Consider the following 22,805-nt stretch of genomic DNA (forward strand, 5'->3'; position numbering starts at 1 on the left):
CAAGGAGCGCGCAGGCGATGACATCTGAACCCATCGACAAGCCGACAACAATCAACGCCTACAATGCCATCCAGTCGCCGCCCGATCGTGCGATTTGCGACCGGCTCCGGCAGATCATCGATGTCGCCCTGCCGGAGGCTGAGAGCAAGATCTGGCACGCCCATCCGGTCTGGTTTCTCGCCGATAATCCGGTCGTCGGCTACAGCAAGCTCAAGGGCAGCGTCCAGCTGTTGTTCTGGAGCGGGCAATCCTTTGCGGTGGAGGGGCTTGCGCCGGAGGGCAGCCTCAAGGCGGCCGAGAAGCGCTATACCGACCTGGGCCAGCTTGATGTCGAGCAGGTGAACGCCTGGCTCGGGCAAGCCAGGTCGATCCAGTGGGATTACAGGAACCTCATGAAGAAGCGGCGGCTTGACCGCATCAGCTAACAGTCAGGCGGCTTCCCGCGGCTTGGGTCCGACATAGACCGAGAGCGGCCGGATCAGTCGACCGGTCTCGGCCTGTTCGCGGGCATGGGCGAGCCAGCCGCCGACCCGGCCCATGGCAAAGACGCCGGTAAACGCCTCACGCGGAAAGCCAAGCGCCTCGAGCAGCAGGGCGGTATAGAATTCCACATTGGTGTCGAGCGGACGATCGGGCTTTTTGGCCTTGAGCTGGGCCAGAGCCGTGCCCTCGAGCGCCTCGGCCAAAGCCAGCCGCGCCGGATCGATGGCGCCGGCCCCGGCCAGCAGGCGGACGGCGGCCTTGAGCGCATCGGCGCGCGGATCGCGCACGCGGTAGATGCGGTGGCCAAAGCCCATCAGCCGTTCGCCGCGCGCCAATTCGGCTTCAATCCAGGCCGGCGCCTGCTCGGGTGATCCAGCGGCGTCGAGCATGTCGAGCACCGGGCCGGGGGCGCCGCCATGCAGCGGCCCCTTGAGGGCGCTGAGCGCGGCCAGCACTGATGAGGTCAGCCCGGCCTTGGTCGAGGCGACCACCCTTGCGGCAAAGGTCGAGGCATTGAGGCCATGGTCGGCGACCGTGACCAGATAGCGGTCGAGCGCGGCGGCCTGCTGACTTGTCGGCGCGGTGCCGGTCAGCATGGCCAGGATATCGGCAGCGTGGCCGCGCGCCGGGTCGGGGGCGACGGCGGGCTTGCCGGCCTTGAGCCGCAGCATGGCCGGGATGAAGACGGCCGGGGCGGCAACGAGGTTCAGAGCGCTCGTCAGGTCGTCGCCGTCCTCGGTCCGGGCCAGCAAAGCGCGCATGGCGTCGACCGGCGGCAGGGCGATGAGGGCTTCGTCGGCGCTGGCGACATGGGCGAAGATGCAGACCCGGGCGGCGCCCAGCTGCGCCGGCAAATCGGCTGGTAGCGGGAAGAAACCGGCAAACAGCAGGGCCAGTAAATCCTCATAGCTGCTGGTGGCCACCAGGTCGTCGAGCGAGACGCCGCGCACGATCAGCCGGCCATTGGCGCCATCCACATCAGACAAAATGGTCTGCGCGGCGACGACGTCTTCAAGTCCGGTGTTCATCTTGTTCTCCTATGGTTGTTGCCCGCCAAATTAGGAAAGTTTAAATTGACGTCAATCTTGACCGATTGGATCAATGTGAAGCGATGGACTGGCTGAATGCGAATGAAGCGCTGACGCTGCTGGGGACGCGACCGCAGACCCTTTATGCCAATGTCAGCCGGGGCCGCATCAAGGCGATGCGCGACCCCAAGGACAGCCGCAAGAGCCTCTATCGTGGCGAGGACGTGCGCAAGCTGGCCAAAAGGGCGGCCGGGCGGCGGCGTCAGGAAACCGTGGCCGCCGAGGCCATCCGCTATGGCGAGCCGGTGATGCCATCGAGCCTGTCCACCATCGAGAACGGGCGGCTGCTCTATCGCGGCCGCGACGCCGTGGTGCTGTCGGAAAAGGCGACGCTGGAAGACATTGCCGTGCTGCTCTGGGAGGCGGCGCCGTTCCAGCTGCCGGCGCGCTCGCGCGCCACCACGCCGTCGCTGCAGGCGGCCTTCGTGGCCCTGGCCGAGCGCGCCGCCCAGGATGCGCCCAGCATTGGCCGCTCGGAACTGATCCTGCGGCTCGAGGCGATTTCGGTGCTGGGCACGCTGGCCAGCAGCCTGGTCGGCGGCCGATCGGCAACCGATCCGTTACACGTGGCGCTGGCCGTGGCCTGGGACCGGGCCGGGGCGGCCGACATCATCCGGCGGGCGCTGGTCTTGCTGGCCGACCACGAGCTCAATGCGTCAACCTTTGCCACCCGCGTGACGATTTCCACCGGCGCGGCCCTGTCGGCTGGGGTGCTGGCCGGCATGGCGGCGCTGAGCGGGCCGCTGCATGGCGGCGCGGCCGTGGCGGCGCAGGCTTTGGCCGGGCAGGCGCGCACCATGGGCGCCGAGGCGGCGGTGCTGGCACGGCTGGGGCAGGGCATGCCCGTGCCCGCATTCGGGCATCCGCTCTATCCTGATGGCGACATCCGGGCGGCGGCCCTCTTCGGTCAGTTCACCCCGCCCGAGCATTATGCGGCGCTGCATGCGGCGGCCTATCGCGTCACCGGCGAGCGGGCCAATATCGATTTCGCGCTGGCGGCGCTGACCGAGGCCTATGACCTGCCGCATGAGGCGCCAATGGTGCTGTTCATGCTGGCGCGCTGCGTCGGCTGGCTGGCGCATGGGCTCGAGCAGGCCCAGCAGGGCCAGCTGATCCGCCCGCGGGCGCATTATGTCGGCGCCGGGGTCGAGCGCTAGAGCTAGATGCCCTGCACGCTGGTCTCGACGCCCATGCGCAGGCTCTGGCGCGGCATGATCTGCCGGCCGAAGAGGCTTGCCGCCAGGTCGACCAGCAGGCGGGCGCTCATGCCGGCCTGATCGAGATAGGGGTTGAGCTCGACGATGTCGAGCGAGCCCATGGTGCCGCTGTCATGGATCATTTCCATCACCAGATGCGCCTCGCGAAAGCTCAGGCCACCGGCCACCGGTGTGCCGGCGCCCGGCGCGATGGCGGGGTCGACCACGTCGACATCCAGGCTGACATGCAGATGGCCATTTGATGCCTCGACGCGAGCCAGCACTTCGCGCATCAGGGCGACGACGCCGGTCTCGTCGATCTGGCGCATGTCGATGACATTGACGCCGCGATCCTCGAGCAGCTGCCGCTCGGGGCGGTCGATGGAGCGGGCGCCGAATACCGTCACCTGGCGCGGATCGACGGCGCCGCGCCACGGACCGTCAAAGGCGGGGCCGAAATCGGGTTCGCCGCAGAGCAAAGCCAGCGGCATGCCGTGCACATTGCCCGTCTCGGAGCTGGCCGGTGTGTTGAAATCGCCATGCGCGTCGACCCAGAGCACGAAGAGCGGCCTGCCGATCGCCGCGCAGTGCTGCGCCACGCCGGCAAGGGTGCCCATGGACAGACTGTGGTCGCCACCGAGAAACACCGGCAGGCGACCCTCCTGGAGCGTTGCGCGGGCCTGCTGGCTGCTGCTGGTCGCCAGGGCCAGTACCGTGGCTTGGCGATGGGCGGCAGACTGCCAGGGCAGGGCGTGGTCGGCCAGGGCGGGCGCCGGGATATCGCCGCGATCGTCCACGGCATGGCCAAGGTCACCCAGCACCTGGGCGAGGCCGGCAATGCGCAGGGCTTCGGGGCCCATGACGCAGCCGCGCCGCGAGGCGCCGGCGTCGCAGGCAATACCGAACAGATCGATGGCGATGGCGGTCGGCTCGGGCATGAAGGTTCCTGTCTGGCCGCAACTGGCCATGCGCCACTATGCCGGAGAGGGCGGCGGCAGGGCCAGCGGTTTGGTCCGGTTATCCGCACCCTGGTGGATTGGCGCACCCCGTCGTGCCCGCCCCTGGCCGGCAGACCTGTCACACCCCATTTAGCTGTGGATGGAACGGGGCCTCCTGGCGCGGTCCGCATCCGTCCTGCAGCCAAGGCACACCGCTGTTTCCGGGGCCAGACGCATATCTTGTGTGCACGCTTGCGTTAACCGTCACTTTTGTGGGCATGTTGACTTGCAGCGCGCGCAGATGGCCCTATTTATTAACCGGAATCAGCCCATTCTTCATGTTTGGAGCTGTCTACTAAGGGCGCGCACCTCTCCCTCCTCCCGCGCGCCCCGGAAAGGATACGAGATGACTGATGTCATTCCCACAGGCGGCGATGCCAGCCGGGATCGCGTTTACCCAGTTCTCCCGCTGCGCGATATCGTCGTTTTCCCCGGCATGATCGTGCCGCTCTTTGTGGGGCGCGAGAAATCGGTCAAGGCGCTCGAAGAAGTCATGCGCGACGACAAGCATATTCTGGTCGTGACCCAGAAGAATGCGCAGGACGACGATCCGGCTCCAGACCAGATTTATGAAACCGGCACCATCGCCACGGTGCTGCAGCTGCTCAAGCTGCCCGATGGCACCGTCAAGGTGCTGGTCGAGGGCCTGCATCGCGCGACCATCGACCGCTATCTGCAGACCCAGGACTATTTCGAGGCGGAAGCCTCGCCGCTTCCCGAGCCCGCAGAAGACCCGGTCGAGATCGAGGCGCTGTCGCGCTCGGCGCTGGCCGAGTTCGAAAACTATGTGAAGCTGAACAAGAAGATCTCTGCCGAGGTCGTCGCTGCCGTCGGGCAGATCGACAATCCCTCCAAGCTGGCCGACACCATTTCGAGCCATCTGGTGATCAAGATCGCCGAAAAGGAAGATCTGCTGGCCAGCGTGTCGGTGATCGACCGCTTCGGCAAGATCCTGGGCCTGATGGAAGGCGAAATCGGCGTCCTGCAGGTGGAAAAGCGCATCCGCAGCCGCGTCAAGCGGCAGATGGAAAAGACCCAGCGCGAGTACTATCTCAACGAGCAGATGAAGGCGATCCAGAAGGAACTGGGCGACGGCGAAGAAGGCACCAACGAGATCGCCGAGATCGAGGAGCGAATCGCCAAGACCCGTCTCAGCAAGGAAGCCAAGCTCAAGGCCGAAAGCGAGCTCAAGAAGCTCAAGGCAATGAGCCCGATGTCGGCCGAAGCCACCGTGGTGCGCAACTATCTGGACACACTGCTCGGCCTGCCCTGGGGCAAGAAGAGCAAGGTCAAGCGCGACCTGGTGCTGGCCGAAAAGGTGCTGGATGAGGATCACTATGGCCTCGAAAAGGTCAAGGAACGCATCTTGGAATATCTGGCCGTGCAGGGTCGTACCGGCTCGCTCAAGGGCCCGATCCTGTGCCTTGTCGGCCCCCCGGGCGTCGGCAAGACCTCGCTGGGCAAGTCGATCGCCAAGGCGACCGGCCGCGAATTCGTGCGCATGGCGCTCGGTGGCGTGCGGGACGAGGCCGAGATCCGTGGCCATCGCCGCACCTATATCGGCTCCATGCCCGGCAAGGTGATCCAGTCGCTCAAGAAGGTGGGCAAGTCCAACCCGCTCTTCCTGCTCGACGAGATCGATAAGATGGGCCAGGACTTCCGCGGCGATCCGAGCTCGGCGCTGCTCGAAGTGCTCGATCCGGAACAGAACCACACGTTTGCTGACCACTATCTCGAAGTGGACTATGACCTCAGCGACGTGATGTTCGTGACGACGTCGAACACGCTCAACATTCCAGGGCCCCTGATGGACCGCATGGAGATCATTCGCCTGTCCGGTTATACCGAGCAGGAGAAGCACGCGATCGCCAAGCAGCACCTGATCCCGGAAACGCTCAAGGAAAACGGCCTCGCCCATGGCGAGTTCGAGCTGAGCGACGCCATGCTGACCGCCCTGATCCAGCGCTATACCCGCGAAGCAGGTGTGCGTAACCTCAAGCGCGAAATCAGCAAGTTGATGCGCAAGGCCGTGACCGAGATCGTCAAGACCAAGGTCAAGACCGTGGTCATCGACGAGGAAAAGCTGACCAAGTTCCTCGGCGCCGAGATCTTCACCCATGGCGAGATCGAAGCCGAGGCCCAGGTGGGTCTGGTCACGGGCCTGGCCTGGACCTCGGTGGGTGGCGAGCTGCTGACCATTGAAGGCGTGATGACGCCCGGTAAGGGTCGCATGACCGTGACCGGCAACATCAAGGAAGTGATGAAGGAATCGCTGACCGCGGCAACGGCCTATGTCCGTTCCAAGTCGATCGATTTCGGCATCAAGCCGCCGATGTTCGACACGCGCGATATCCATGTGCACCTGCCCGAAGGCGCGACGCCAAAGGATGGTCCATCGGCAGGTATCGGCCTGGCCACCGCCATCGTCTCGGTGATGACCGGCATTGCCGTGCGCAATGACGTCGCCATGACCGGCGAGATCACGCTGCGGGGCAGGGTCCTGCCCATTGGCGGACTCAAGGAAAAGCTGCTTGCGGCCCTGCGTGGCGGCATCAAGACGGTGCTGATCCCCGAGGAGAACGTACGCGATCTCGCCGAGATCCCGGACATCGTCAAGGAAGGGATGGAAATCATCCCGGTCAGCCGGATGGACCAGGTGATCAAGCATGCGCTGGTCAGCCAGCCCGTGCCGATCGAATGGGACTTCGAAGCCGCCGCTGCGGCAGCCGCCGTCGCGGCCGCCAAGCCGGAGCCCGTCGAAGACACCAGCTCGGGCCTGCCGCACTAAGCCAGACAGCTGCACAGACTACCAACGGCGGTCCCTCGGGGCCGCCGTTCTTGTTTGTCGACCAAATCGGGGGCGACATCGCTCAAGCGGCTGTCTATGACAGCAGCGCCGCTGCAAGGGTGCAGCCGTCGCTCGCCCGCGGCCAAGAGACAAGACAGATGATCAACAAGTTTGCCGCTACCCTCGCCACCCTGGCCGTCCTCGGCTGGGCCCTGCCCACCCTGGCGCAGGATGAGGTCAGCGATGCCGTCGACAAGGCGCTGTGGTGCGGCGCGGCCTATTCGGCACTGACGCAGATCGACGGCATGAGTGAGGAAGACATTGCCTCGGCCGACGCCAATGCGACGATTGCCTTCGAGGCCGCCGTGGTTGCCATGAACGAAGACGGCATTGCCGATACCGAATATGACCGGCTGATCCAGTACTATATCGAGATCGCCGTCGAGAACCTCACCAATCCCGAGGCCGAGCTGCGCTATTCCGACGAAGAATGCGAAGCCCTGGCCGAATAGGCGCTGCTATAGATTGACACGAGAGGCGGTCCCAAGCGGGCCGCCAGGCCGGAGCCGGTCGATGACACCAGATCTGGCCTGCCGCACTAAGCGGTAGTCGCACAGGTTATCAACGGCGGTCCCTCGGGGCCGCCGTTTTGTTGGTGTCGCCAGGTTATCTAGGCTGCGCCACCATGCGTTCAAACGCCGGTACGGCCGGATCGATCATGTCCCACGCGTGGCCGCGAATGGCATAGGTGAGGGCCTGCGGCCTGAACTGTCCTGGATCGTCGAGGGCCGTTGCGTGGACGGCGATCAGGTCCGGCATGGCCGTGAAGGTCAAATAGACCGGCGTCCCACATATGGGGCAGAAGGCATGGAGCTTGTCGTTGCCACTATCGGCGGTGACGCGCCATTCCGACGCCTCACCGGTTATCCGCATCTCGCTCCGTTTTGCAAAGGTCAGGTAGGATCCGTGGCCGGTCCCGCTGCGCTTCTGACAGTCGAGGCACTGGCAGTGATTCTCGAAGACGGGCCGCTGGCTGGTTTCGAAGCGGATCGCGCCGCAGGCGCAGCCACCCGTGAATGGGATTGTCATGGGTTGCCTCACTGTCTCATGCGCCAGGATCAGCCAGCACAGGCAGCGCGCCGGTGCCTGTTTCGATCAATTGCTTGAGGCTGCCCTGAATCAGCGCGCCCCAGGCATCCGTGCAGGTGTCGTAGCATTCCACTTCGGGCTTGAGGCCGACATGGGTGAAGGTGACTTCGGTCTGGCTGCCGGTATGGACAATGTCGAAGGCGATCGTGGTGCCGGTCCATTCGGAGCGATCCTTGAGGAAGCTGAGGTCTGACTCCAGGACCTGCCAGGCGACGCGCCGGCCCGGCACCAGTTCGGTGACCTCCTGCCGCGAATAGTGGATGTCCTGGTAGCGATAGGTGAACACATCGCCGAGCGCGGCCGTGTCGCCCTCGAAGGCGCCACTCCACCAGGCGCGTGGATCGATGATGGCCGCGAAGGCGGCCTCGGGGCTCTGGCTCACCCCGAATGTGGTTGTGTAGCTCGTGGTCATGGGTTGCTCCCTGGCTGGTCTGTGGCCGGCGCGCACTTGTCCATGCCCTGAATGAGCACTGGCTGCGGCCGGATGGAAAGTTGATTGGACGCTGCTGGCGGCTGTCAGGCGGCCTTGGGCTTGGCGAAGACGTCAAGCGCGCGGCCTGTCTCGAGAAATGACTTGAGGCTGGACAGGACCAGCGGCCAGCCCCTGCTGACGCCCTTGGCCATGCCGCCGCCGGCCAGCAAGTCATCATGGGAAACGGTGAGCCGTACCATGTCCTCGTATTCCTCCACCTCGAAGGTCACACGGCTGTAGCTGTCTGGATCGGCTTCCTGCGACGCGTTCGTCCAGGTCATGACAAGACGTTTGGGCGGGTTTATCTCGATAACCTTGCCCACCAGCTCGACGGTGCGATCGTCATTGGCGCGGATATGCTCCCAGCGGGATCCGGGTTGCCATTCCGACACATTCTCATGGCCCCAGTAGCGCCTAGCCAGCTCTGGCCGGATAATAGCCTCGAACACCTTGTCCGGGGTCGACTGGATATAGGTAACGTAGACAAAGCTGGTCGTCTCTTTGGCGGTCATTCCTGGTTTCCTTCGAGTTCCGTCTTCAGGTCGTGCAGCGACTTGAGCCGCTGAAGTTCGAATTTGCGGACCCAGCGCTCGTAGATGTCGTGCAGCGGCACGGGGTTGATGAAATGCAGCTTCTCCCTGCCACGCTTTGCCGTGCTGACCAGATTGGCGTCCTCCAGCAAGGCGAGGTGCTGCGTTGCCGATTGCCGCGTCATGGCCAGGTTTTCGCAAAGCTGGCTGAGCGTCTGGCCATTTCTTTCGTGCAGAAGGTCGAGCAGCCTCCTGCGGGTCGGATCGGCCAGAGCCTTGAAAACCTTGTCTGCGTCCATCGTTCTCTCAAATCTGCAATAAAATATGCAGTTAAATACCTGCATGTCAAGGGCAGGTATTTGCCTGCGCTTGTCCCTTGCTAAGGTGTGCGGATCGCGGGGGCAATGGTCCCTGTCGCCATCTGTGAGCATCGGCCTCATGGTGCCGGCTCGACGATCCAGAACAAAACTGGATCAAATCTTGTAACGCGACCGTGATCGGTTACAGCGATGTGCCCGGAACGGCGGAACCGAGGAGGAACGAAGCTTGAACAGGGGCCCGGTCGTTGCTTTGGCGGCTTGTTAGCCTGGCCGCCGTGTTCGGGCCGCTGTTCTTCAGCCTGGTGTATTTTGCGGCGCGCGGCCGCTGGCCGGGCCTGATCTGGCTGGTCGGCGCGGCGATGTATCTGCTGGCGCTGCCGCTGATGCTGGGAATTCGGCGACGGGTCGCTGCCGCCCTTTGAGCGGTGGATAAACGCGAAAAGCGGCGGAAAAGCCCGGAAAACCGGTCTGAAACTGCATTGCGGACTTGTGGCATCGAAATTTCCGGTCCATTAACGGCATTGCACCGTCCGGCCTCGCCAGAAGCCCGGAAATCCTTGCGTTTCACTCAGAATCGACCAAGGGTTGCCGCGTTTTGATGTTTGCCGCGAGGCGGGCAATTCACTCTGAGGAAACGCAATGAACAAGAACGATCTGATTGGCGTTGTTGCCGACAAGGCGACGATTACCAAGGCACAGGCTGCTGAAGCGGTTGATGCCGTGTTCGCCGCAATCACCGATACCCTCAAGGCTGGCGATGAAGTCCGTCTCGTCGGCTTCGGCACCTTCGCTGTCTCGCAGCGCAAGGCATCGACCGGCCGCAACCCAGCTACCGGCGCCGAGATTCAGATCCCGGCTTCCAACCAGGCCAAGTTCAAGCCCGGCAAGGGCCTGAAGGACGCGATCAACTAAGATCAGTCGATCCGACTGACCTGCGATCGGGCCCCGAGCGTTCTGCGCCGGGGCCTTTTCATGTGCGGCCCATTTGATGGGTTGACGCTGGCGGGCAGGGCCCTTAATCAGAGCCACCTTGCTGCGGTCACGTGATCGGCAGCGGGCGATTAGCTCAGTTGGTAGAGCGCTTCGTTTACACCGAAGATGTCGGCGGTTCGAGCCCGTCATCGCCCACCATTCTCCCCCTGCCGCCCGTCCCGACCGCAGGTTCCGATAGTGCAAGCGCGGGTGAACCGCGCAGCACAGCAGATAGGGCGCTTTGGTCACAGTTCGGCTAACATCGTGCGAATCTGACCTTTCACATCAAGATTTTGACGCTAGCGGCTGATTCAGCGTCGCTTTTCCACAGTCGAACCAGGTTTCTTGAAAATGTCACAGCAATCTGGATTTGCTCGCTTGACTTGGTCCTAGGGGGTCGGTAAACGACACCCACGTTGCGCGGCAGACTTGTTCCGCCGCCGCTGCGGGAGTAGCTCAGTTGGTTAGAGCGCCGGCCTGTCACGCCGGAGGTCGCGGGTTCGAGCCCCGTCTCTCGCGCCACCCTTTCTCAAGGGTTTGCGCGTTTCCCAATAAAATCAGTGTCTAACAGTTCGCCGGACCAGCTGCAGCTTTTCAAGTTGTTGGTGGGGTTGGCTGATGCCTCAAGTAGCCAGCAGCTGGCGCAGCAGCGGGCCAAACCGGTCACCGATCAGCTGATGCGTGGCGGCGTCGGGGTGCAGCTGGTCTGGCAGCGGCAGATGCCCGCTATCAGCCTCGCCATACAAGGCCCGGCCATCGAGATAATGCAGGTTGCCGTCAGCCTGCGCTCGGCGCGCGACAATAGATTCAAGGCGTTCGCGGATCACCGAGAGGGTCAGCTTGCCCTGCGCAATGTCCTGCGGGTTGCCCGAGGCGAGAAAGCTCAATCGGCCTTGTGCCAGCAAGGCCATATCGAACATGCCCGGCCCCGGCGTCTTCTCGTGAATCGGACAGAACAGCGGCGACACGACCAGTAGCGGCGTTGTCGGATGCCCCTCCCGGATGGTGTCGAGGAACCCCTCGACCGCCGGCCCGAAGGCACGCAGGCGCATCAGATCGAGATTGACCAGGTTGATGCCGATCTTGATGCTGATCAGATCGGCCGGCGTGTCCCGCAGGGTGCGGGCCATGAAGGGATCAAGCAGGGCACTGCCGCCGAAACCCAGATTGACCAGCTCGACATCGGCATGGCCTGCGGCGACCACCGGCCAGATGCCGGTGGGCGAAGTTGCGTTGGAGCCCTGGCTTATCGAGCTGCCGTGATGCAGCCAGACCGGTTTGGCGCTGGCGGCAAGAAGGGTGATTTCAGCGTCCGACCGGAGGCTGAGCAGTTCGGTCGTCTCGTCATGCGGCAACCAGATTTCCACCAGTTTTTCGTGCCCGGGCAAGCCCTCGAAGTGCAGCGTCTGCATCTCCCCGGGCTCGAGGCTCGCCGATCCTTTCGCCATGTCGATGCGCATGACCTTGCCACCAGCGGCGCTTTGCTGGCGCAGCAGCTGGCCATCGATGCGCAGGTCATAGACGCCGTCAGCCCGCGCAGGCATGCCGACATAAACACGCTTGGTCGGCAGGATATCGAGCGCAATCGTGGTGGCCGCGCTCTGGAACACCAGCCGCACGCCGGAGGGCTGGGCCTCCACCATCATCAGCTGGGGATCGCCACTTTGCGCCCGCGCCCATGCTGGCAGGCGATGCGGCAGCACACCCGAGGCGGTGTGCTCAAGCTCGATATGGCCGCGCAGCAGGTCGGCGGTGATCGGCGTGGTAAAGGCAAGCAGGGCAGGTGACATGACAGTTTCTCGTGGTCTGAAATAGGGGAAGATGCAGAGGGCGTTGGGTCGGACTAATCGCCGGCCCAGCTCTTGAGCAGGCCATCAAGCGCGTCGAGGCTTCGTTCCCAGGAGGCACTTGCAGCCGGCTCGCTATGGGAAAAACTGCCGGCCAGCTCCAGCACGGCAAAGCCCAGAAAGAAGCTTCCCAGCAGTCTTGTGGCATGGACCCGGTCTGCGTCGGTCAGTGCATAGCCGCGCAACATGGCGTGATTGATGCGCGACAGCCGTGCCCCGCCGCTGCTGGTTGCCGTCTCGGCATCAAGCGGATAGCGGGCGGCCTGAAACAGCCCGGGATGCTCCTGCGCAAAGGCGCGATGAACATTGGCCAAGGCGATCAAGGCGTCCTTGCCCGACCGTCCGGCCACCGCCTCATCAGCGCGGTCGGCCAGCGCGGCCAGGGCCAGAAGGGCTACGCCGGTCTTGAGGTCATCGGAATTCTTGAGATGCGAATAGAGACTGGCCAGTTTGACGCCGAACTGCCGCGCCAGCTCCGCCAGTGTCAGCGCCTCGAAGCCGCGCTCGTCCGCCAAAGCAGCGCCCGCCTGCACAATCCGTTCTCGCGTCAGTCCAGCGCGTGCCATCCAGCCGTTCCTAATCTATGCTGTCAGAAAACTAATAGCATTAGGTTTTACGAGAGACAAGGGCGACCTGATGGCGGGCCGCCTGCAGGCCGGTTGGCTTTCCCGGAAGATCATTCATTGCCCGCTGGCCGATGGTGGCGGGCTGGCCGCGCACCAAATGGTCCTGTGGGCAGGGGGCTGGCTACCGAGCGGCGACAGCGTCGGTGATGGCGCGGCCGAGCGCCGCGATAGCGGCATTGCGCAGTTCCATGGAGGCCGTGGTCTGGGTGATGAAGATCGCCGCCACGATGGGCGGCGCTTCTGCGGGCCACAGGACGGCAACCACGCCGCGCGTGCCATTGCTACCAGCGCCGGTGCGATCCGCGACGATCCAATCCTGGGGGACCCCGGCGCGCAGCAGTGGCCCGCCCCCTTCGTTGGACCGCATCCAGCCGGTCAGCACCGATCGTTTGGGCGCCGGCAGCGCATCGCCCAGGATCAAGACGTGCAAGGTGCGCGCAATGGCCTGCGGCGTGGTGGTATCGCGTGGATCGCCGGGCGTGCCCTCGTTGAGGTCGGGCTCCATACGGTCCAAGCGGGTTGTCTCATCGCCCAGGCCACGCACGAATTGCGTCACCGCCGGCGGGCCACCAATGGCGTCGAGCACGAGATTGGCAGCCGTATTATCGCTGGTGCTCATGGTGGCGTCGCAAAGCTGGTAGGGGGAAACCAGTTGCCCCACCATATCCTTGGTCGCCGGCGAATAGTCCTGCAATTCCTGCACCAGCATGGTGGGGCTGTCAGCGACATCGCTGGCCAGCAGCGCGGCGCAGGCCAGGACCTTGAAGGTGCTGGCCATGGGAAAGCGCTGATCGGCATTGTAGAGCCACCAACTACCGTCGGCAGGGGCGTAGATGGCCAGACCGACCCGTGCGTCCAGTTGCTTTTCTATTCTCTCGGCGGCTGCCACAATGCGATCATTGGCACGGGCCAACCCGCTGGCACTGAGGACAAGTGCGGGCAGCAGCGCCAGAACAAATAGCTTTCTCATCATGTTTCACGCCTTTTTTTGCCACTTCGGCTTCTGCCCGAAGCGGGCGGTAACGAAAGCGGGCGGGGCCTGTCTGGCCCCGCCCTGATCATTGGTCCAGGCGCTGGGGCCTAGTTGCCGCGCTGTAGACGGCGGGCGTCGATCATTTCCTGACTGCTTCGCGAGATTTCCGTCGCCAGGCGCGCCTCCTCCAGGGCGTTGCGGGATTCGTTATCCCGGCGCTGTTGCTGCACGAGCATGCACTGCGAGTGCTCGGGGGAGCCATAGCGCGCCCCGAAGCTCTCGCAGGTCCCGTAATCCTGATTGAGCTGTTCCCCGGTTGTCTGGCAACCGGCCAGGGCGGTGCTGAGCATGACCAGAACGGCAAGGGAGAGAGCGGACCGGCGACGGCCGGCGAGAAGGTTTTTGTACATGATGGTATTCTCCAGTTTGGTTGCGTGATTATTTGACCGGCGTGACGGTCAGGCCCGTCCAGTGGGCGGCAAAGCTCCACATGTCGGCATAGAGGGCTACGACCTTGTCCTGCGGCATGCCCGCGCCGTGACCTGCTCGCGTTTCGACGCGGACAAGGCGCGGCCTGGGTCCAAGCTCGGCAGCCTGAAGCGCAGCGACATATTTGAAGCTGTGCCCCGGCACGACGCGGTCATCGGTATCGGCTGTGGTCGCCAGAACGGCCGGATAGTCCTGGCCGTCCGCAATATTGTGGTAGGGCGAATAGGCCATCAGGTTGTTGAAGTGGCGCTCCTCGGCGGGATTGCCGAAATCGGCGATCCACATCTGCCCACCGGTGAACTGGTGATAGCGCAGCATGTCCATCACCCCGACGCCGGGCAGCGCCGCCGCGAACAGATCAGGCCGCTGATTGACAACGGCGCCCACCAGCAAACCGCCATTGGACTCACCCTGGATCGCTAGGCCGCCTTGGCTGGTGACGCCCTCGGCCTTGAGGAATTCGCCGGCAGCGATGAAGTCGTCAAAGACGTTCTGCTTGTTTTCGAGCTGCCCGGCCCGGTGCCAGGCCCGTCCATATTCCCCACCGCCCCGGATATTGGCCACGGCGACGACGCCACCCTGTTCGACCCAGGCCATATGCGCCGGATTGTAGAAGGGAACCTGGCTGATGCCGAAGCCACCATAGCCATAGAGCAGGGTCGGTGCCGGCCCCGTCACATCGTTGCGGCGCATGATGAAGAGCGGAATCCGGGTACCGTCTTTGGATCGGTAGAACCGCTGTTCGACCACGATGCTGTCGAGGTCGGCGGCAACCTCGGGCTTGGCCCAGGGCGTATGGTCATTGCCCGCCACCGAGTAGCGATAGACGCTGATCGGCGTATCGTAGCTCGAATAGATGAAAAACGCCTCGTCGTCGGCGCCGTTGCCCCGCAGGCCGCCGGCGCTGCCGATGCCGGGCAGCGCAACCGTGCCATCGGGGACACCGCTGGTGTGGAAGCGACGAACTTCCGTATTGGCGTCCACCAGATAGGTCGCCAGCAAACGCCCGCCCAGCAGCGCCGCCGAGGTCAGGACGGCCTCGTCTTCCGGAAAGATTTCAACCGGCTGTGGATCGGCCTGCGCCAGATCCAATGTAACCAGGCGGCGCCGCTCGGCATCGTGGCTGGTCAGGACATAGAGCAGATCGCCCTGGTTGCCGATCACCGACCATTCGGCCTCGAAATTGTCGATCAGCAGGCGCGGCGTCCAATCCGCATCAGCCAGATCGATCACCGTCAGGCCATTGACGCCCGCGCCGGGCGTGGTGGCGATGAGAAGGTAGCGACCGTCATCGGTGATATCGGCAAGCTGCAGCACTTGCGGTTGCGCAGCATCGGCATAGACGAGCCGATCCTCGGCCTGCGTGGTCCCCACCGCGTGAAAATAGATGGCCTGGTTGGCTATGCCCCCTGTGGCGCTGCCCGGCCCTTCGGGTTCCGGGAAGCGCGAGTAGAAGAAGCCGGAATTGTCCTTGGCCCAGGTGATGGTGCTGAACCGCACCCATTGCAGATCATCCGCGCGGACAGTGCCGCTATCGACGTCAATGATCTTGATTGTTCGCCAGTCCGTGCCACCGGTCTGGACGGCAAAGGCGACCAGCGCTCCGTCATCCGAGGGCGCCCACTCCGCCAGGGCATCGGCATTATCGGCCGACCAGCCATTGGGGTCGATGACAACGCGGTCCGTGCCGTCGTGTGCATCACGGACATATAGGGTCGGCTGGTTTTCCTGACCCGAGCTTTTGGTATAGAAGTAGCGGCCACCGCGCTTGGTTGGCGCGGTCACCTGGTCGTAGTTCAGCATGGCTGCCAGCCGCCCGCGGAAGATGTCGCGGCCAGGCAGGGTTGCCAGATGCTGTTCGGTAACGGCGTTCTGGGCAGCGACCCAGTCGGCCACTTCCGGATCTTGCCCGGCATTGGTCTCGAGCCAACGATAGGGATCAACTATCGTCCGACCGAAATGGTCTTCCACGACGTCGACGCGCTTGGTTTGGGGATAGGGTATGGTTGCCATGTCTGGGGCCTCCTGTGCCTGGGTGTTGGCTGTGCCCAGCAGAACGAGAGAAAGAATGGCGAGCACTGCAGTGTTCTGCATGGTTATCCTTCGATCAGAATGGTCGACTTATGCGGAGATGGCTCCGTCACGGACCGCCGAACCGAGCGGCGGTCGGGTGCTTGCTTAGACCGCTTAGCTTGCGTCAACCTTGCAGGCGGCAATGGAGTGATCGCTCAAAAGGTCCTGCCGTCGGGATGCCGACGCAATGTTGAGGCAAGCCTTCTCGTCCAAAAGAGTGTCTGGTGTTGCACGAGAGGCCGGTGAAAATGCGACTGCTGCTGGTTGAAGACGAGCCCGACATGGCCGCGCTGCTGCGCAGCGTGCTGGAAAAGCACGATTTCGTCACCGACAGCGCCCCCTCGATCGAAATTGCCATCGAGGCCATCGAGACGATTGCGCATGACCTGGTCCTGCTCGACCGCCAGTTGGGAGACGGCGATGGCGCCACACTCATCGCTTATCTGCGCAAGCGTCGACCCAATGTCCCTGTCGTTATCCTCTCGGCGCGCGGGGCCGCCGCGGATCGCGTTGAAGGCCTCAATCTGGGTGCCGACGACTATATCGCCAAGCCATTCGTCATCAACGAGCTGGTGGCCCGCTTGCGGGCCGTCCTGCGCCGGCCGACGCAGATGGCGTCCGAGCGTCTTGAAGTGGGCAATCTCAGCTTCGACCTCAACCAGGCCGAAGTCTTCATCGAGGGCGCGCGGCTCGATCTGCCGCGGATGGAATATCTGGTGCTCGAAAGCCTGATGCGCCGAGCCGGTCGCACGGTGCGACGGGGCGTTCTTGAAGAGGAAGTCTATGGCTCGGACGATGAAATCCAGTCCAATTCCCTTGAAGCCCATATTTCGCGGCTACGGCGCAAACTGAGCGATGCCGGTGCACGCGTCTCGATCCAGCCGGTGCGTGGCGTGGGCTATTTCCTCAAGCACACCCCATGAGCCGGACAAAAACCAACAAGCTTGAACGCAAGCTCACCTTTCGCATGGTCCAGGTGCAGATCTTGGGGCTGCTGCTGTTCTTCGGCGCCTGCGTCTTCCCGCTGGTCGTCTACCCGATCTACCGCGAACTCGGCGACGCCAAGACCCTGGACATCACGGTCAGCGAGCCGTTTGCGCAGAGCCTTCGACCAGCCGATGGTGGCACGATCGTGGTGACGCCAACCGCGGCCCTGCAGCAACTCATCGCCACCTATCCAGACATCTGGTTCCACGCCAGGACGGCGGCCGGCGCCACTGTCAGCATCGGCGCCATGCCGCCGATCTACCGTGCGATTGCCGAAACGTCCTGGGATTTTGAGAGCTTTGACGCCAGAACGGTGAACAGCGGCAAAGGCGGCATCGGGCTGCGCACCGAGCCATCCGCAGCGGGCATGGTGCGCATCATGACAGGCAATGGGCCAGTGATCAGTGCGGTCAACATTATCGGTTGGGTTCTGGGCGCGCTCGCGGCCGGCATTGCCGTGACGGTGGTGATCGTCAGCGCCGTGGTCATCCCCATCGTGGTGCGACGCGAAATGCGGGGCCTGAACGCCGCCGCCGCGCAGGCACGGCTTATTCACAGCCATGCCCGCGGCGCCCGTCTCTCGCTTGACGACGTGCCCGACGAGGTCGCGCCGCTCGTGCTCTCGGTCAATGATGCGCTGACGCGTCTCGACCAGTCCTACGCCGCGCGGGAGCGGTTTCTCGCTGATTCCGCCCATGAATTGCGGACGCCGATTGCCATCATGCAAACCCGCATCGAAGCCGAGGATCCGTTTCCGGCCCAGACGCGGCTGCTCGTCGACGTAGCCCGCCTGTCCAGCCTTGCCGACCAATTGCTGGACCTGCAGCGCATGGATCTGACCGGCACGCGCTTCGGCCCTGTCGACCTCAACGAGGTGGCCAGCGAAGTCGTGGGGGATCTGGCGCCACTGGCCAATGCCGCCGGCTATGAGCTGTCGCTGATCGCTGCCGATGCCCCCGTGGTCGTCGACGGCGACACGGGTAGTCTCGTGCGGGCGCTGACCAATATCGTGCAGAACGCCGTCGCCTATGGCGGTCAGCACGGGGAAATCCTCGTGCAGGTGGATCGCAATGGCAGCATGGCCATAAGCGACGAGGGGCCGGGCATCGCCAGGCACGAACGCGATCGCGTCCTCGAGCCCTTCTATCGCGTAACCCATACGACGCGCGGCACCGGTCTCGGGCTCAACCTGGTCGACATGATCATCCGTCGCCATCAGGGTCATCTTTCCCTGGGCGATGCGGCCTCGGGCGGCGCCATGTTCGTCATCAGCCTGCCGCTTAAGTCGGCCTGACCGCAATAATCGATGGCGGGCAAAGCCCCGTAAGCCTGAGGCAAGCTTGGTCTCCCATCTTGCGCTCGACGGTACCCATCAGGGTGTCCGTGTACGGGCCGTGCATGGCTCGTGGAACAGTCTCAGGAGCTTCTCAATGCATATTCACCGCCTCCCCATCGCCACCGTATTCGCCGGTTTGGCCGTTTTGTCTTCTGGAGCAGCCAGCCAGGCTGCCGATGTCGGATACCCTGTCCCCGCACCCGCTTTGTCCTATAGCGACGCGGGTCTGGCGGTGGCCACCGACGACTGGTCGGGCGCCTATGTCGGCGGCAGCATAGGCGGCCGCACGGAAGGCGATTTTGATTTCGATCTCGGCGATTACGGCCTCACCGCCGGCGCCCAGGCCGGCTATCTGCAGCAGCTGGGCATGTTCGTGCTGGGCGCTGAAGTCCAGGGCCTGTGGACGGACGAACTGCATTACGCCCTCACGCCGGGCGCCGGATTGGCGCAGGACTGGTCGGTTGCCGCCAAGGGCAGGGCAGGCGTGGCCCTGGGCGACATGCTGCTCTATGGCACGGGTGGTGCGGTGTTTTCCGAACTCAAGGCCACCGGCGCCACGTCCTCGCCCAGCAACTGGCATGCCGGGGCCGTCTTTGGCGGCGGCCTCGAGCACAAGCTCGGCGACAATCTCAGCCTGCGCGCCGAGTATCTCCAGACCCGGTTCTTCGATGTCGACAGCACGGTGGCTGGTGCCGCGCGCGAGGACGACCTCGTCAATCATTCCACAACCGTCGGCCTGAACTACCGCTTCTAGCGCCCCGGCGCCTTGTTCCCTGCATAGGGCAGGTCGGGCTCGATTCCCGCTATGGCGGAGGTCACGATGAGCCCGGCCTGTCCGCCTTGCCGCGCCGCCGGGTCTGCCCGGCTGTCAGTCTCGCGGCAGGCTTTTGAGCGGACGCTGCACCTTGTCGAAGGCCTGGGTTATTCCGTCGTCAAGCGACGCTGGAAGCAGCATTTTATCCAACCAGGGTGTGGCTTTGCCAAGGGACAGAGTGCCAGCAACCCGGCCCGGTCAGGCGGATGCATCGAGAAGTGCAGGTGTCGACGGTGCCGTGCGGCGGGGCCGCTCGGGCACCGGTGTCTTGAAGCGCGCCACATCACGAACAGGCGGCATGCCGTACATACGGGCATATTCCCGGCTGAACTGCGACGCGCTTTCATACCCCACGGAGTAGGCAATCGCCGCCGCATCGCGCGGCTCGAACAACAACAGCTGGCGCGCCTGCAGCAGCCGCAGTCGCTTCTGGTACTGGATGGGCGTCATCGCCGTCATGTCGCGAAAGTGGCGATAGAAGGCAGCCACGCTCATTCCGGTCATGGCGGCGAGCGGTTCGACGCGAAAGGCTTCGTCATAATGCGCCCGGATCCAGTCTATGGCCGTGCGGAGTTGGGCCAGCCGACTATCGGCACGCCCGATCTGGCGCAGCAGATCGCCCTGTGGCCCCTGCAGAACGCGAAACAGGATCTCACGCTCAATCATCGGTGCCAGCAGCGCTACCTCCTTTGGACGCTCCGCCAGACGCACCAGACGGCCCCAGGCATCGAGGAGTTCCGGCGTAACGCCAGAGACCTGGAAGGTCGGGGCCGCCTTTATGGCAGGCTTCTCGTCGAGTTCGGCGAGCAGGGCGCCGATGACGGCAGGATCAAGGGTCAGGCTCAGTGCCAGATAGGGCAGGCCCGGCTTTTCGGGGCGGACCTGACCGATAGCGGGCACATCTACCGGAACGACAAAATAACTGGCTGGCTCGACATTCAGGATCTGGTCGCCAACCGAAAGGCTCTTGCTGCCCTGCAGGACCAGATGGATCATCGGCTGATAGACCTGATTGGAACAGGCCTCTGCGCGCACCATGGATACGCGGGGGAGCCCGGTCTCGGTCCACTTGTCGTCGGCGCGCATGGCGAAGTTGCGCAAGTCTTTTAGGTCATTGATCATGGACAAGCCTATCACCCTGCTTCCCGGGATAACAAGACAATGAGAAGAATAGGCAAGAATGCGCGAGGATCCGGCACGCTGTCTTCCCGCCAGCTCCCCACATCACGCCTGTCGACCGGGCCATGAGGTTTGTGCCCGGCGCATTCAAGGCGGGATAAACCAATGAAACTGAGTGGAAAAGTTGCCATCGTCACGGGCGCGTCGAGCGGCATCGGGGCGGGCATCGCCAAGGCCCTGGGCAGCGAAGGCGCCACGGTCATCGTCAACTATGCCAGCAACAAGCAGGCCGCAGACGCCGTGGTCGCCTCGATCCAAGGCGCAGGAGGCACTGCAGTGGCCATCCAGGCAGATATGACCCGTTCAGCCGACATTATTGCCCTGTTTGACACCGTCATGACCGGGCATGGTCGGCTGGATGTGCTGGTGAACAATGCCGGCATCGCTATTTTCGAAATGGTCGCTGACCTGACCGAGGACGCCTTCCACAAGCAGTTCAACCTGAACGTGCTGGGTCCGCTCCTGGCGATCCGCGAAGCGGTCAAGCATTTCGGGGACGCGGGCGGCAGTGTCATCAATATCAGTTCGATTCTGAGCACCGACCCCTATCTGGCATCCAGTGTCTATGCCGCGACCAAGGGGGCCGTCGACACAATGACCTTCGCGCTTGCCAGAGAGCTCGGTTCGCGTGGCATCCGGGTGAATTCCATCCTGCCAGGCCACACCAACACCCCGGGCACTGACGGGAATTTCGCCGGCGAATTCGGTGACAAGCTGATTGCGGGCACCCCGCTTGGCCGTTTCGGTGAGCCTGCCGATGTCGCCCCGGTGGCGGTCTTTCTGGCGTCGGACGATGCCCATTGGGTGACGGGTGAATCGATCCGCGCCGCGGGCGGCGTTCGTGGTGTCGGCTACTAGCTACCCCGATTGCTAATCAGGATGGCGCCCGGATCGCTTCGGACCGGGCGCCATCCACCGCGCGTTGGCGGCGACGACCGCACGTCAGGCCAGGGGCTTGGAGAGGAAGGTGCGGGTGCGGCCGCGGGGAAAGTCGGGCAGGGCGCCGAACGCCGTGTAGCCAGCCTTCTGATAGACCTGCAGGGCCTGCGGGTTGAAGGTGTCGATATAGGCGCCGTGACAGCCGCGGGTCCGCGCCTCGGCCTCGGCCGCGGCGAGCATGCGCCCGGCCAGGCCCTGTCCGCGCTGGCTTTCGGCCACCCAGAGCCACTGGACGTAGAGCCAGCCCCAGGCGGTATAGCCGGACAGCCCGGCGACCAGGGTCTCGCCCTCATGCAACAGCACGGCGAGGGCCGCGCGGCCGGACGGGCCGACATCGGCGGCATTGAAGGCGCTGAGATTATCGCCCAGCTGCGCCAGGCTTGCCGCGTCGGGCTGGCCGGTCAGCGTCAGGGACAGCTCAGCCATGGCTGAGCCTGCCGCCGGTGAGGGGGTGGGGCGCGCCGGTCGTGGTGGGAAAGCTAATCGGCAGGTCGCGCAATACCCGTACGGCGAGGAAGGCAAAGCATTCCGCCTCGATGGCATCGCCGCGCAGGCCCAGCGTATCGGCGGCAATGGGCTCGACGCCGGCCCGGCTTTCCAGCATGGCCATGATGGCTGGGTTGTGCCTGCCGCCGCCGCAGACCACCAGCCGCTCGGGCCGGCGCGGCAGCAGGCCGAGCCCCTTGCCGACGGCGCCGGTGGTAAAGGCGGTCAGCGTCGCCGCGCCGTCTTCGGCACTCAGCCCGTCGGCCATGCGGGCAGAGAAGTCGAAGCGATCGAGCGATTTGGGATAGGGCGCGCTGAGATAGGGGTGGGTCAGCAATTGCGCCAGGCGCGCCTCGTCCACCGTGCCGCGCAGCGCCAGCTGCCCGTCGCGATCCATGTCGCCCAGGCCCAGGCCGCGGATGAAGTCGTTGATCGGCGCATTGGCCGGTCCGACATCGAAGGCGATCAGCTGGTCGGCGCCGTCCCACCAGGTGATATTGGCGACCCCGCCCAGATTGAGCACAGCGGTGCGGCCGTCGACATAGCCGAGGCGCCGGAGCAGCGCCTGATGATAGAGCGCCGCCAGCGGCGCGCCCTGGCCGCCGGCCCGAACATCGGCGGAGCGGAAATCGGAGGCCACCCGGATCCCCAGCAGGTCCGCCATCAGCTGGCCATGGCCCAATTGCCGCGTGGCGCCGATGCGGCCCGGCTGCGGCGCCCGATGCAGCACCGACTGGCCGTGAAAGCCGACAATGCCGATATCGGCCGGCGTCAGCCCGGCTGCGCGGACGAGGTCCGCCACTGCGGCGGCCTGGGCGCGGGTAATGGCCTCCTCGGCTTCGGCAAAGATGGCCGGCTCGGGGCCCTCGAACTGCCAGACCAATGCTTGGCGGAGGGTTTCCTCGAGCAGGCTGCGGATCGATGGCGGATAGGGGGCGAGGGTATAGTCGCCAAAGGCGGTAATGCTCTCGCCATCGGTCTGCACCAGCGCCACGTCGATATAGCCGTCGAGCACGGTTCCGGTCATCAGGCCCACGGCCCAGATCGGCTGCATGGCGCT

General features: G+C 64.2%; 24 protein-coding genes and 2 tRNA genes. 12 read left to right on the forward strand and 14 right to left on the reverse strand.

Going from position 1 to position 22,805, the window contains the following annotated elements; all coding sequences use genetic code 11:
* The first annotated feature begins 17 nt into the window (after window positions 1–17).
* Window positions 18–425 (forward strand): DUF1801 domain-containing protein, encoded by a 408-nt coding sequence (locus GDR53_RS17795; protein WP_193335757.1) that lies wholly within the window; start codon window positions 18–20, stop codon window positions 423–425.
* Window positions 426–428: 3 nt separating this feature from the next.
* On the opposite strand, the gene GDR53_RS17800 is transcribed toward GDR53_RS17795, so the two are convergent.
* Window positions 429–1,511, reverse strand: a complete 1,083-nt coding sequence (locus GDR53_RS17800; RefSeq protein WP_193335758.1) for a citrate synthase/methylcitrate synthase — start codon at window positions 1,509–1,511, stop codon at window positions 429–431.
* Window positions 1,512–1,594: 83 nt separating this feature from the next.
* Here GDR53_RS17800 and GDR53_RS17805 point away from each other — a divergent pair, with 83 nt between their 5' ends.
* On the forward strand, window positions 1,595–2,728 hold the full coding sequence (locus tag GDR53_RS17805; protein ID WP_193335759.1) for a citrate synthase: 1,134 nt from the start codon (window positions 1,595–1,597) through the stop codon (window positions 2,726–2,728).
* A 2-nt stretch (window positions 2,729–2,730) separates the two neighbouring features.
* Here the strand turns inward: GDR53_RS17805 and rocF are convergent, their stop codons facing one another.
* A complete protein-coding gene (gene rocF, locus GDR53_RS17810) occupies window positions 2,731–3,705 on the reverse strand; it encodes an arginase (RefSeq protein ID WP_193335760.1) in 975 nt (324 codons plus the stop codon).
* A 406-nt stretch (window positions 3,706–4,111) separates the two neighbouring features.
* Between rocF and lon the strand changes: the two genes are divergently transcribed.
* Together lon and GDR53_RS17820 are read left to right on the forward strand one after the other, a co-directional pair.
* Complete coding sequence (gene lon, locus GDR53_RS17815) at window positions 4,112–6,553, forward strand: endopeptidase La (protein ID WP_193335761.1); 2,442 nt, start codon at window positions 4,112–4,114, stop codon at window positions 6,551–6,553.
* A 158-nt stretch (window positions 6,554–6,711) separates the two neighbouring features.
* Window positions 6,712–7,065, forward strand: coding sequence for a hypothetical protein (locus GDR53_RS17820; RefSeq protein ID WP_193335762.1), 354 nt, complete (start codon window positions 6,712–6,714; stop codon window positions 7,063–7,065).
* A 154-nt stretch (window positions 7,066–7,219) separates the two neighbouring features.
* Here GDR53_RS17820 and GDR53_RS17825 read toward each other — a convergent pair whose 3' ends face one another.
* From GDR53_RS17825 to GDR53_RS17840, 4 genes are all read right to left on the reverse strand, one after another.
* A complete protein-coding gene (locus tag GDR53_RS17825) occupies window positions 7,220–7,642 on the reverse strand; it encodes a GFA family protein (RefSeq protein ID WP_193335763.1) in 423 nt (140 codons plus the stop codon).
* 16 nt (window positions 7,643–7,658) lie between these two features.
* Complete coding sequence (locus GDR53_RS17830) at window positions 7,659–8,114, reverse strand: SRPBCC family protein (protein ID WP_193335764.1); 456 nt, start codon at window positions 8,112–8,114, stop codon at window positions 7,659–7,661.
* 104 nt (window positions 8,115–8,218) lie between these two features.
* Window positions 8,219–8,686, reverse strand: a complete 468-nt coding sequence (locus tag GDR53_RS17835) for an SRPBCC family protein (RefSeq protein WP_193335765.1) — start codon at window positions 8,684–8,686, stop codon at window positions 8,219–8,221.
* Window positions 8,683–9,003, reverse strand: coding sequence for an ArsR/SmtB family transcription factor (locus tag GDR53_RS17840; protein ID WP_193338159.1), 321 nt, complete (start codon window positions 9,001–9,003; stop codon window positions 8,683–8,685). Before GDR53_RS17840 ends, GDR53_RS17835 begins: the two co-directional genes overlap by 4 nt.
* Window positions 9,004–9,269: 266 nt before the next feature.
* Here GDR53_RS17840 and GDR53_RS17845 point away from each other — a divergent pair, with 266 nt between their 5' ends.
* From GDR53_RS17845 to GDR53_RS17860, 4 genes are all read left to right on the forward strand, one after another.
* Complete coding sequence (locus tag GDR53_RS17845; protein WP_193335766.1) at window positions 9,270–9,446, forward strand: hypothetical protein; 177 nt, start codon at window positions 9,270–9,272, stop codon at window positions 9,444–9,446.
* Window positions 9,447–9,663: 217 nt separating this feature from the next.
* Window positions 9,664–9,936 (forward strand): HU family DNA-binding protein, encoded by a 273-nt coding sequence (locus GDR53_RS17850; RefSeq protein ID WP_193335767.1) that lies wholly within the window; start codon window positions 9,664–9,666, stop codon window positions 9,934–9,936.
* Window positions 9,937–10,079: 143 nt separating this feature from the next.
* Window positions 10,080–10,155: transfer RNA gene (locus GDR53_RS17855), tRNA-Val, on the forward strand.
* A gap of 286 nt (window positions 10,156–10,441) precedes the next feature.
* Window positions 10,442–10,518 (forward strand) — tRNA-Asp (locus GDR53_RS17860).
* 101 nt (window positions 10,519–10,619) lie between these two features.
* Here GDR53_RS17860 and GDR53_RS17865 read toward each other — a convergent pair.
* From GDR53_RS17865 to GDR53_RS17885, 5 genes are all read right to left on the reverse strand, one after another.
* Window positions 10,620–11,786, reverse strand: a complete 1,167-nt coding sequence (locus GDR53_RS17865) for a GDSL-type esterase/lipase family protein (RefSeq protein WP_193335768.1) — start codon at window positions 11,784–11,786, stop codon at window positions 10,620–10,622.
* Window positions 11,787–11,839: 53 nt separating this feature from the next.
* Entirely contained in the window at window positions 11,840–12,409 is a 570-nt protein-coding gene (locus GDR53_RS17870) for a TetR/AcrR family transcriptional regulator (protein WP_193335769.1), read from the reverse strand.
* 181 nt (window positions 12,410–12,590) lie between these two features.
* Window positions 12,591–13,439: a class A beta-lactamase gene (bla, locus tag GDR53_RS17875; RefSeq protein WP_210321358.1), complete on the reverse strand. Its 849-nt coding sequence runs from the start codon at window positions 13,437–13,439 to the stop codon at window positions 12,591–12,593.
* Between the two features lie 110 nt (window positions 13,440–13,549).
* Entirely contained in the window at window positions 13,550–13,852 is a 303-nt protein-coding gene (locus GDR53_RS17880; RefSeq protein ID WP_193335771.1) for a hypothetical protein, read from the reverse strand.
* Between the two features lie 28 nt (window positions 13,853–13,880).
* Window positions 13,881–15,944, reverse strand: coding sequence for a prolyl oligopeptidase family serine peptidase (locus GDR53_RS17885; protein WP_210321359.1), 2,064 nt, complete (start codon window positions 15,942–15,944; stop codon window positions 13,881–13,883).
* Between the two features lie 308 nt (window positions 15,945–16,252).
* Here GDR53_RS17885 and GDR53_RS17890 point away from each other — a divergent pair, with 308 nt between their 5' ends.
* The 3 genes from GDR53_RS17890 to GDR53_RS17900 all read left to right on the forward strand — a co-directional run bounded on the left by GDR53_RS17890 (window position 16,253) and on the right by GDR53_RS17900 (window position 19,081).
* Window positions 16,253–16,927: a response regulator transcription factor gene (locus GDR53_RS17890; protein WP_193338160.1), complete on the forward strand. Its 675-nt coding sequence runs from the start codon at window positions 16,253–16,255 to the stop codon at window positions 16,925–16,927.
* Entirely contained in the window at window positions 16,924–18,285 is a 1,362-nt protein-coding gene (locus GDR53_RS17895; protein WP_193335773.1) for a sensor histidine kinase, read from the forward strand. The genes GDR53_RS17890 and GDR53_RS17895 overlap by 4 nt, the downstream gene beginning before the upstream one ends.
* A gap of 136 nt (window positions 18,286–18,421) precedes the next feature.
* The gene (locus tag GDR53_RS17900; protein ID WP_193335774.1) at window positions 18,422–19,081 is read left to right on the forward strand and encodes an outer membrane protein; all 660 of its coding nucleotides are present in this window, start codon (window positions 18,422–18,424) and stop codon (window positions 19,079–19,081) included.
* Window positions 19,082–19,339: 258 nt separating this feature from the next.
* Here the strand turns inward: GDR53_RS17900 and GDR53_RS17905 are convergent, their stop codons facing one another.
* A complete protein-coding gene (locus GDR53_RS17905) occupies window positions 19,340–20,263 on the reverse strand; it encodes an AraC family transcriptional regulator (RefSeq protein ID WP_193338161.1) in 924 nt (307 codons plus the stop codon).
* A gap of 162 nt (window positions 20,264–20,425) precedes the next feature.
* Here GDR53_RS17905 and GDR53_RS17910 point away from each other — a divergent pair, with 162 nt between their 5' ends.
* Complete coding sequence (locus GDR53_RS17910; protein ID WP_193335775.1) at window positions 20,426–21,178, forward strand: SDR family NAD(P)-dependent oxidoreductase; 753 nt, start codon at window positions 20,426–20,428, stop codon at window positions 21,176–21,178.
* Window positions 21,179–21,262: 84 nt separating this feature from the next.
* On the opposite strand, the gene GDR53_RS17915 is transcribed toward GDR53_RS17910, so the two are convergent.
* The gene (locus GDR53_RS17915; RefSeq protein ID WP_193335776.1) at window positions 21,263–21,685 is read right to left on the reverse strand and encodes a GNAT family N-acetyltransferase; all 423 of its coding nucleotides are present in this window, start codon (window positions 21,683–21,685) and stop codon (window positions 21,263–21,265) included.
* A complete protein-coding gene (locus GDR53_RS17920) occupies window positions 21,678–22,799 on the reverse strand; it encodes an anhydro-N-acetylmuramic acid kinase (RefSeq protein WP_193335777.1) in 1,122 nt (373 codons plus the stop codon). Before GDR53_RS17920 ends, GDR53_RS17915 begins: the two co-directional genes overlap by 8 nt.
* Window positions 22,800–22,805: the final 6 nt, after the last annotated feature.

Origin of the sequence: Devosia beringensis (assembly GCF_014926585.1) — a bacterium.
Taxonomy (GTDB): domain Bacteria; phylum Pseudomonadota; class Alphaproteobacteria; order Rhizobiales; family Devosiaceae; genus Devosia; species Devosia beringensis.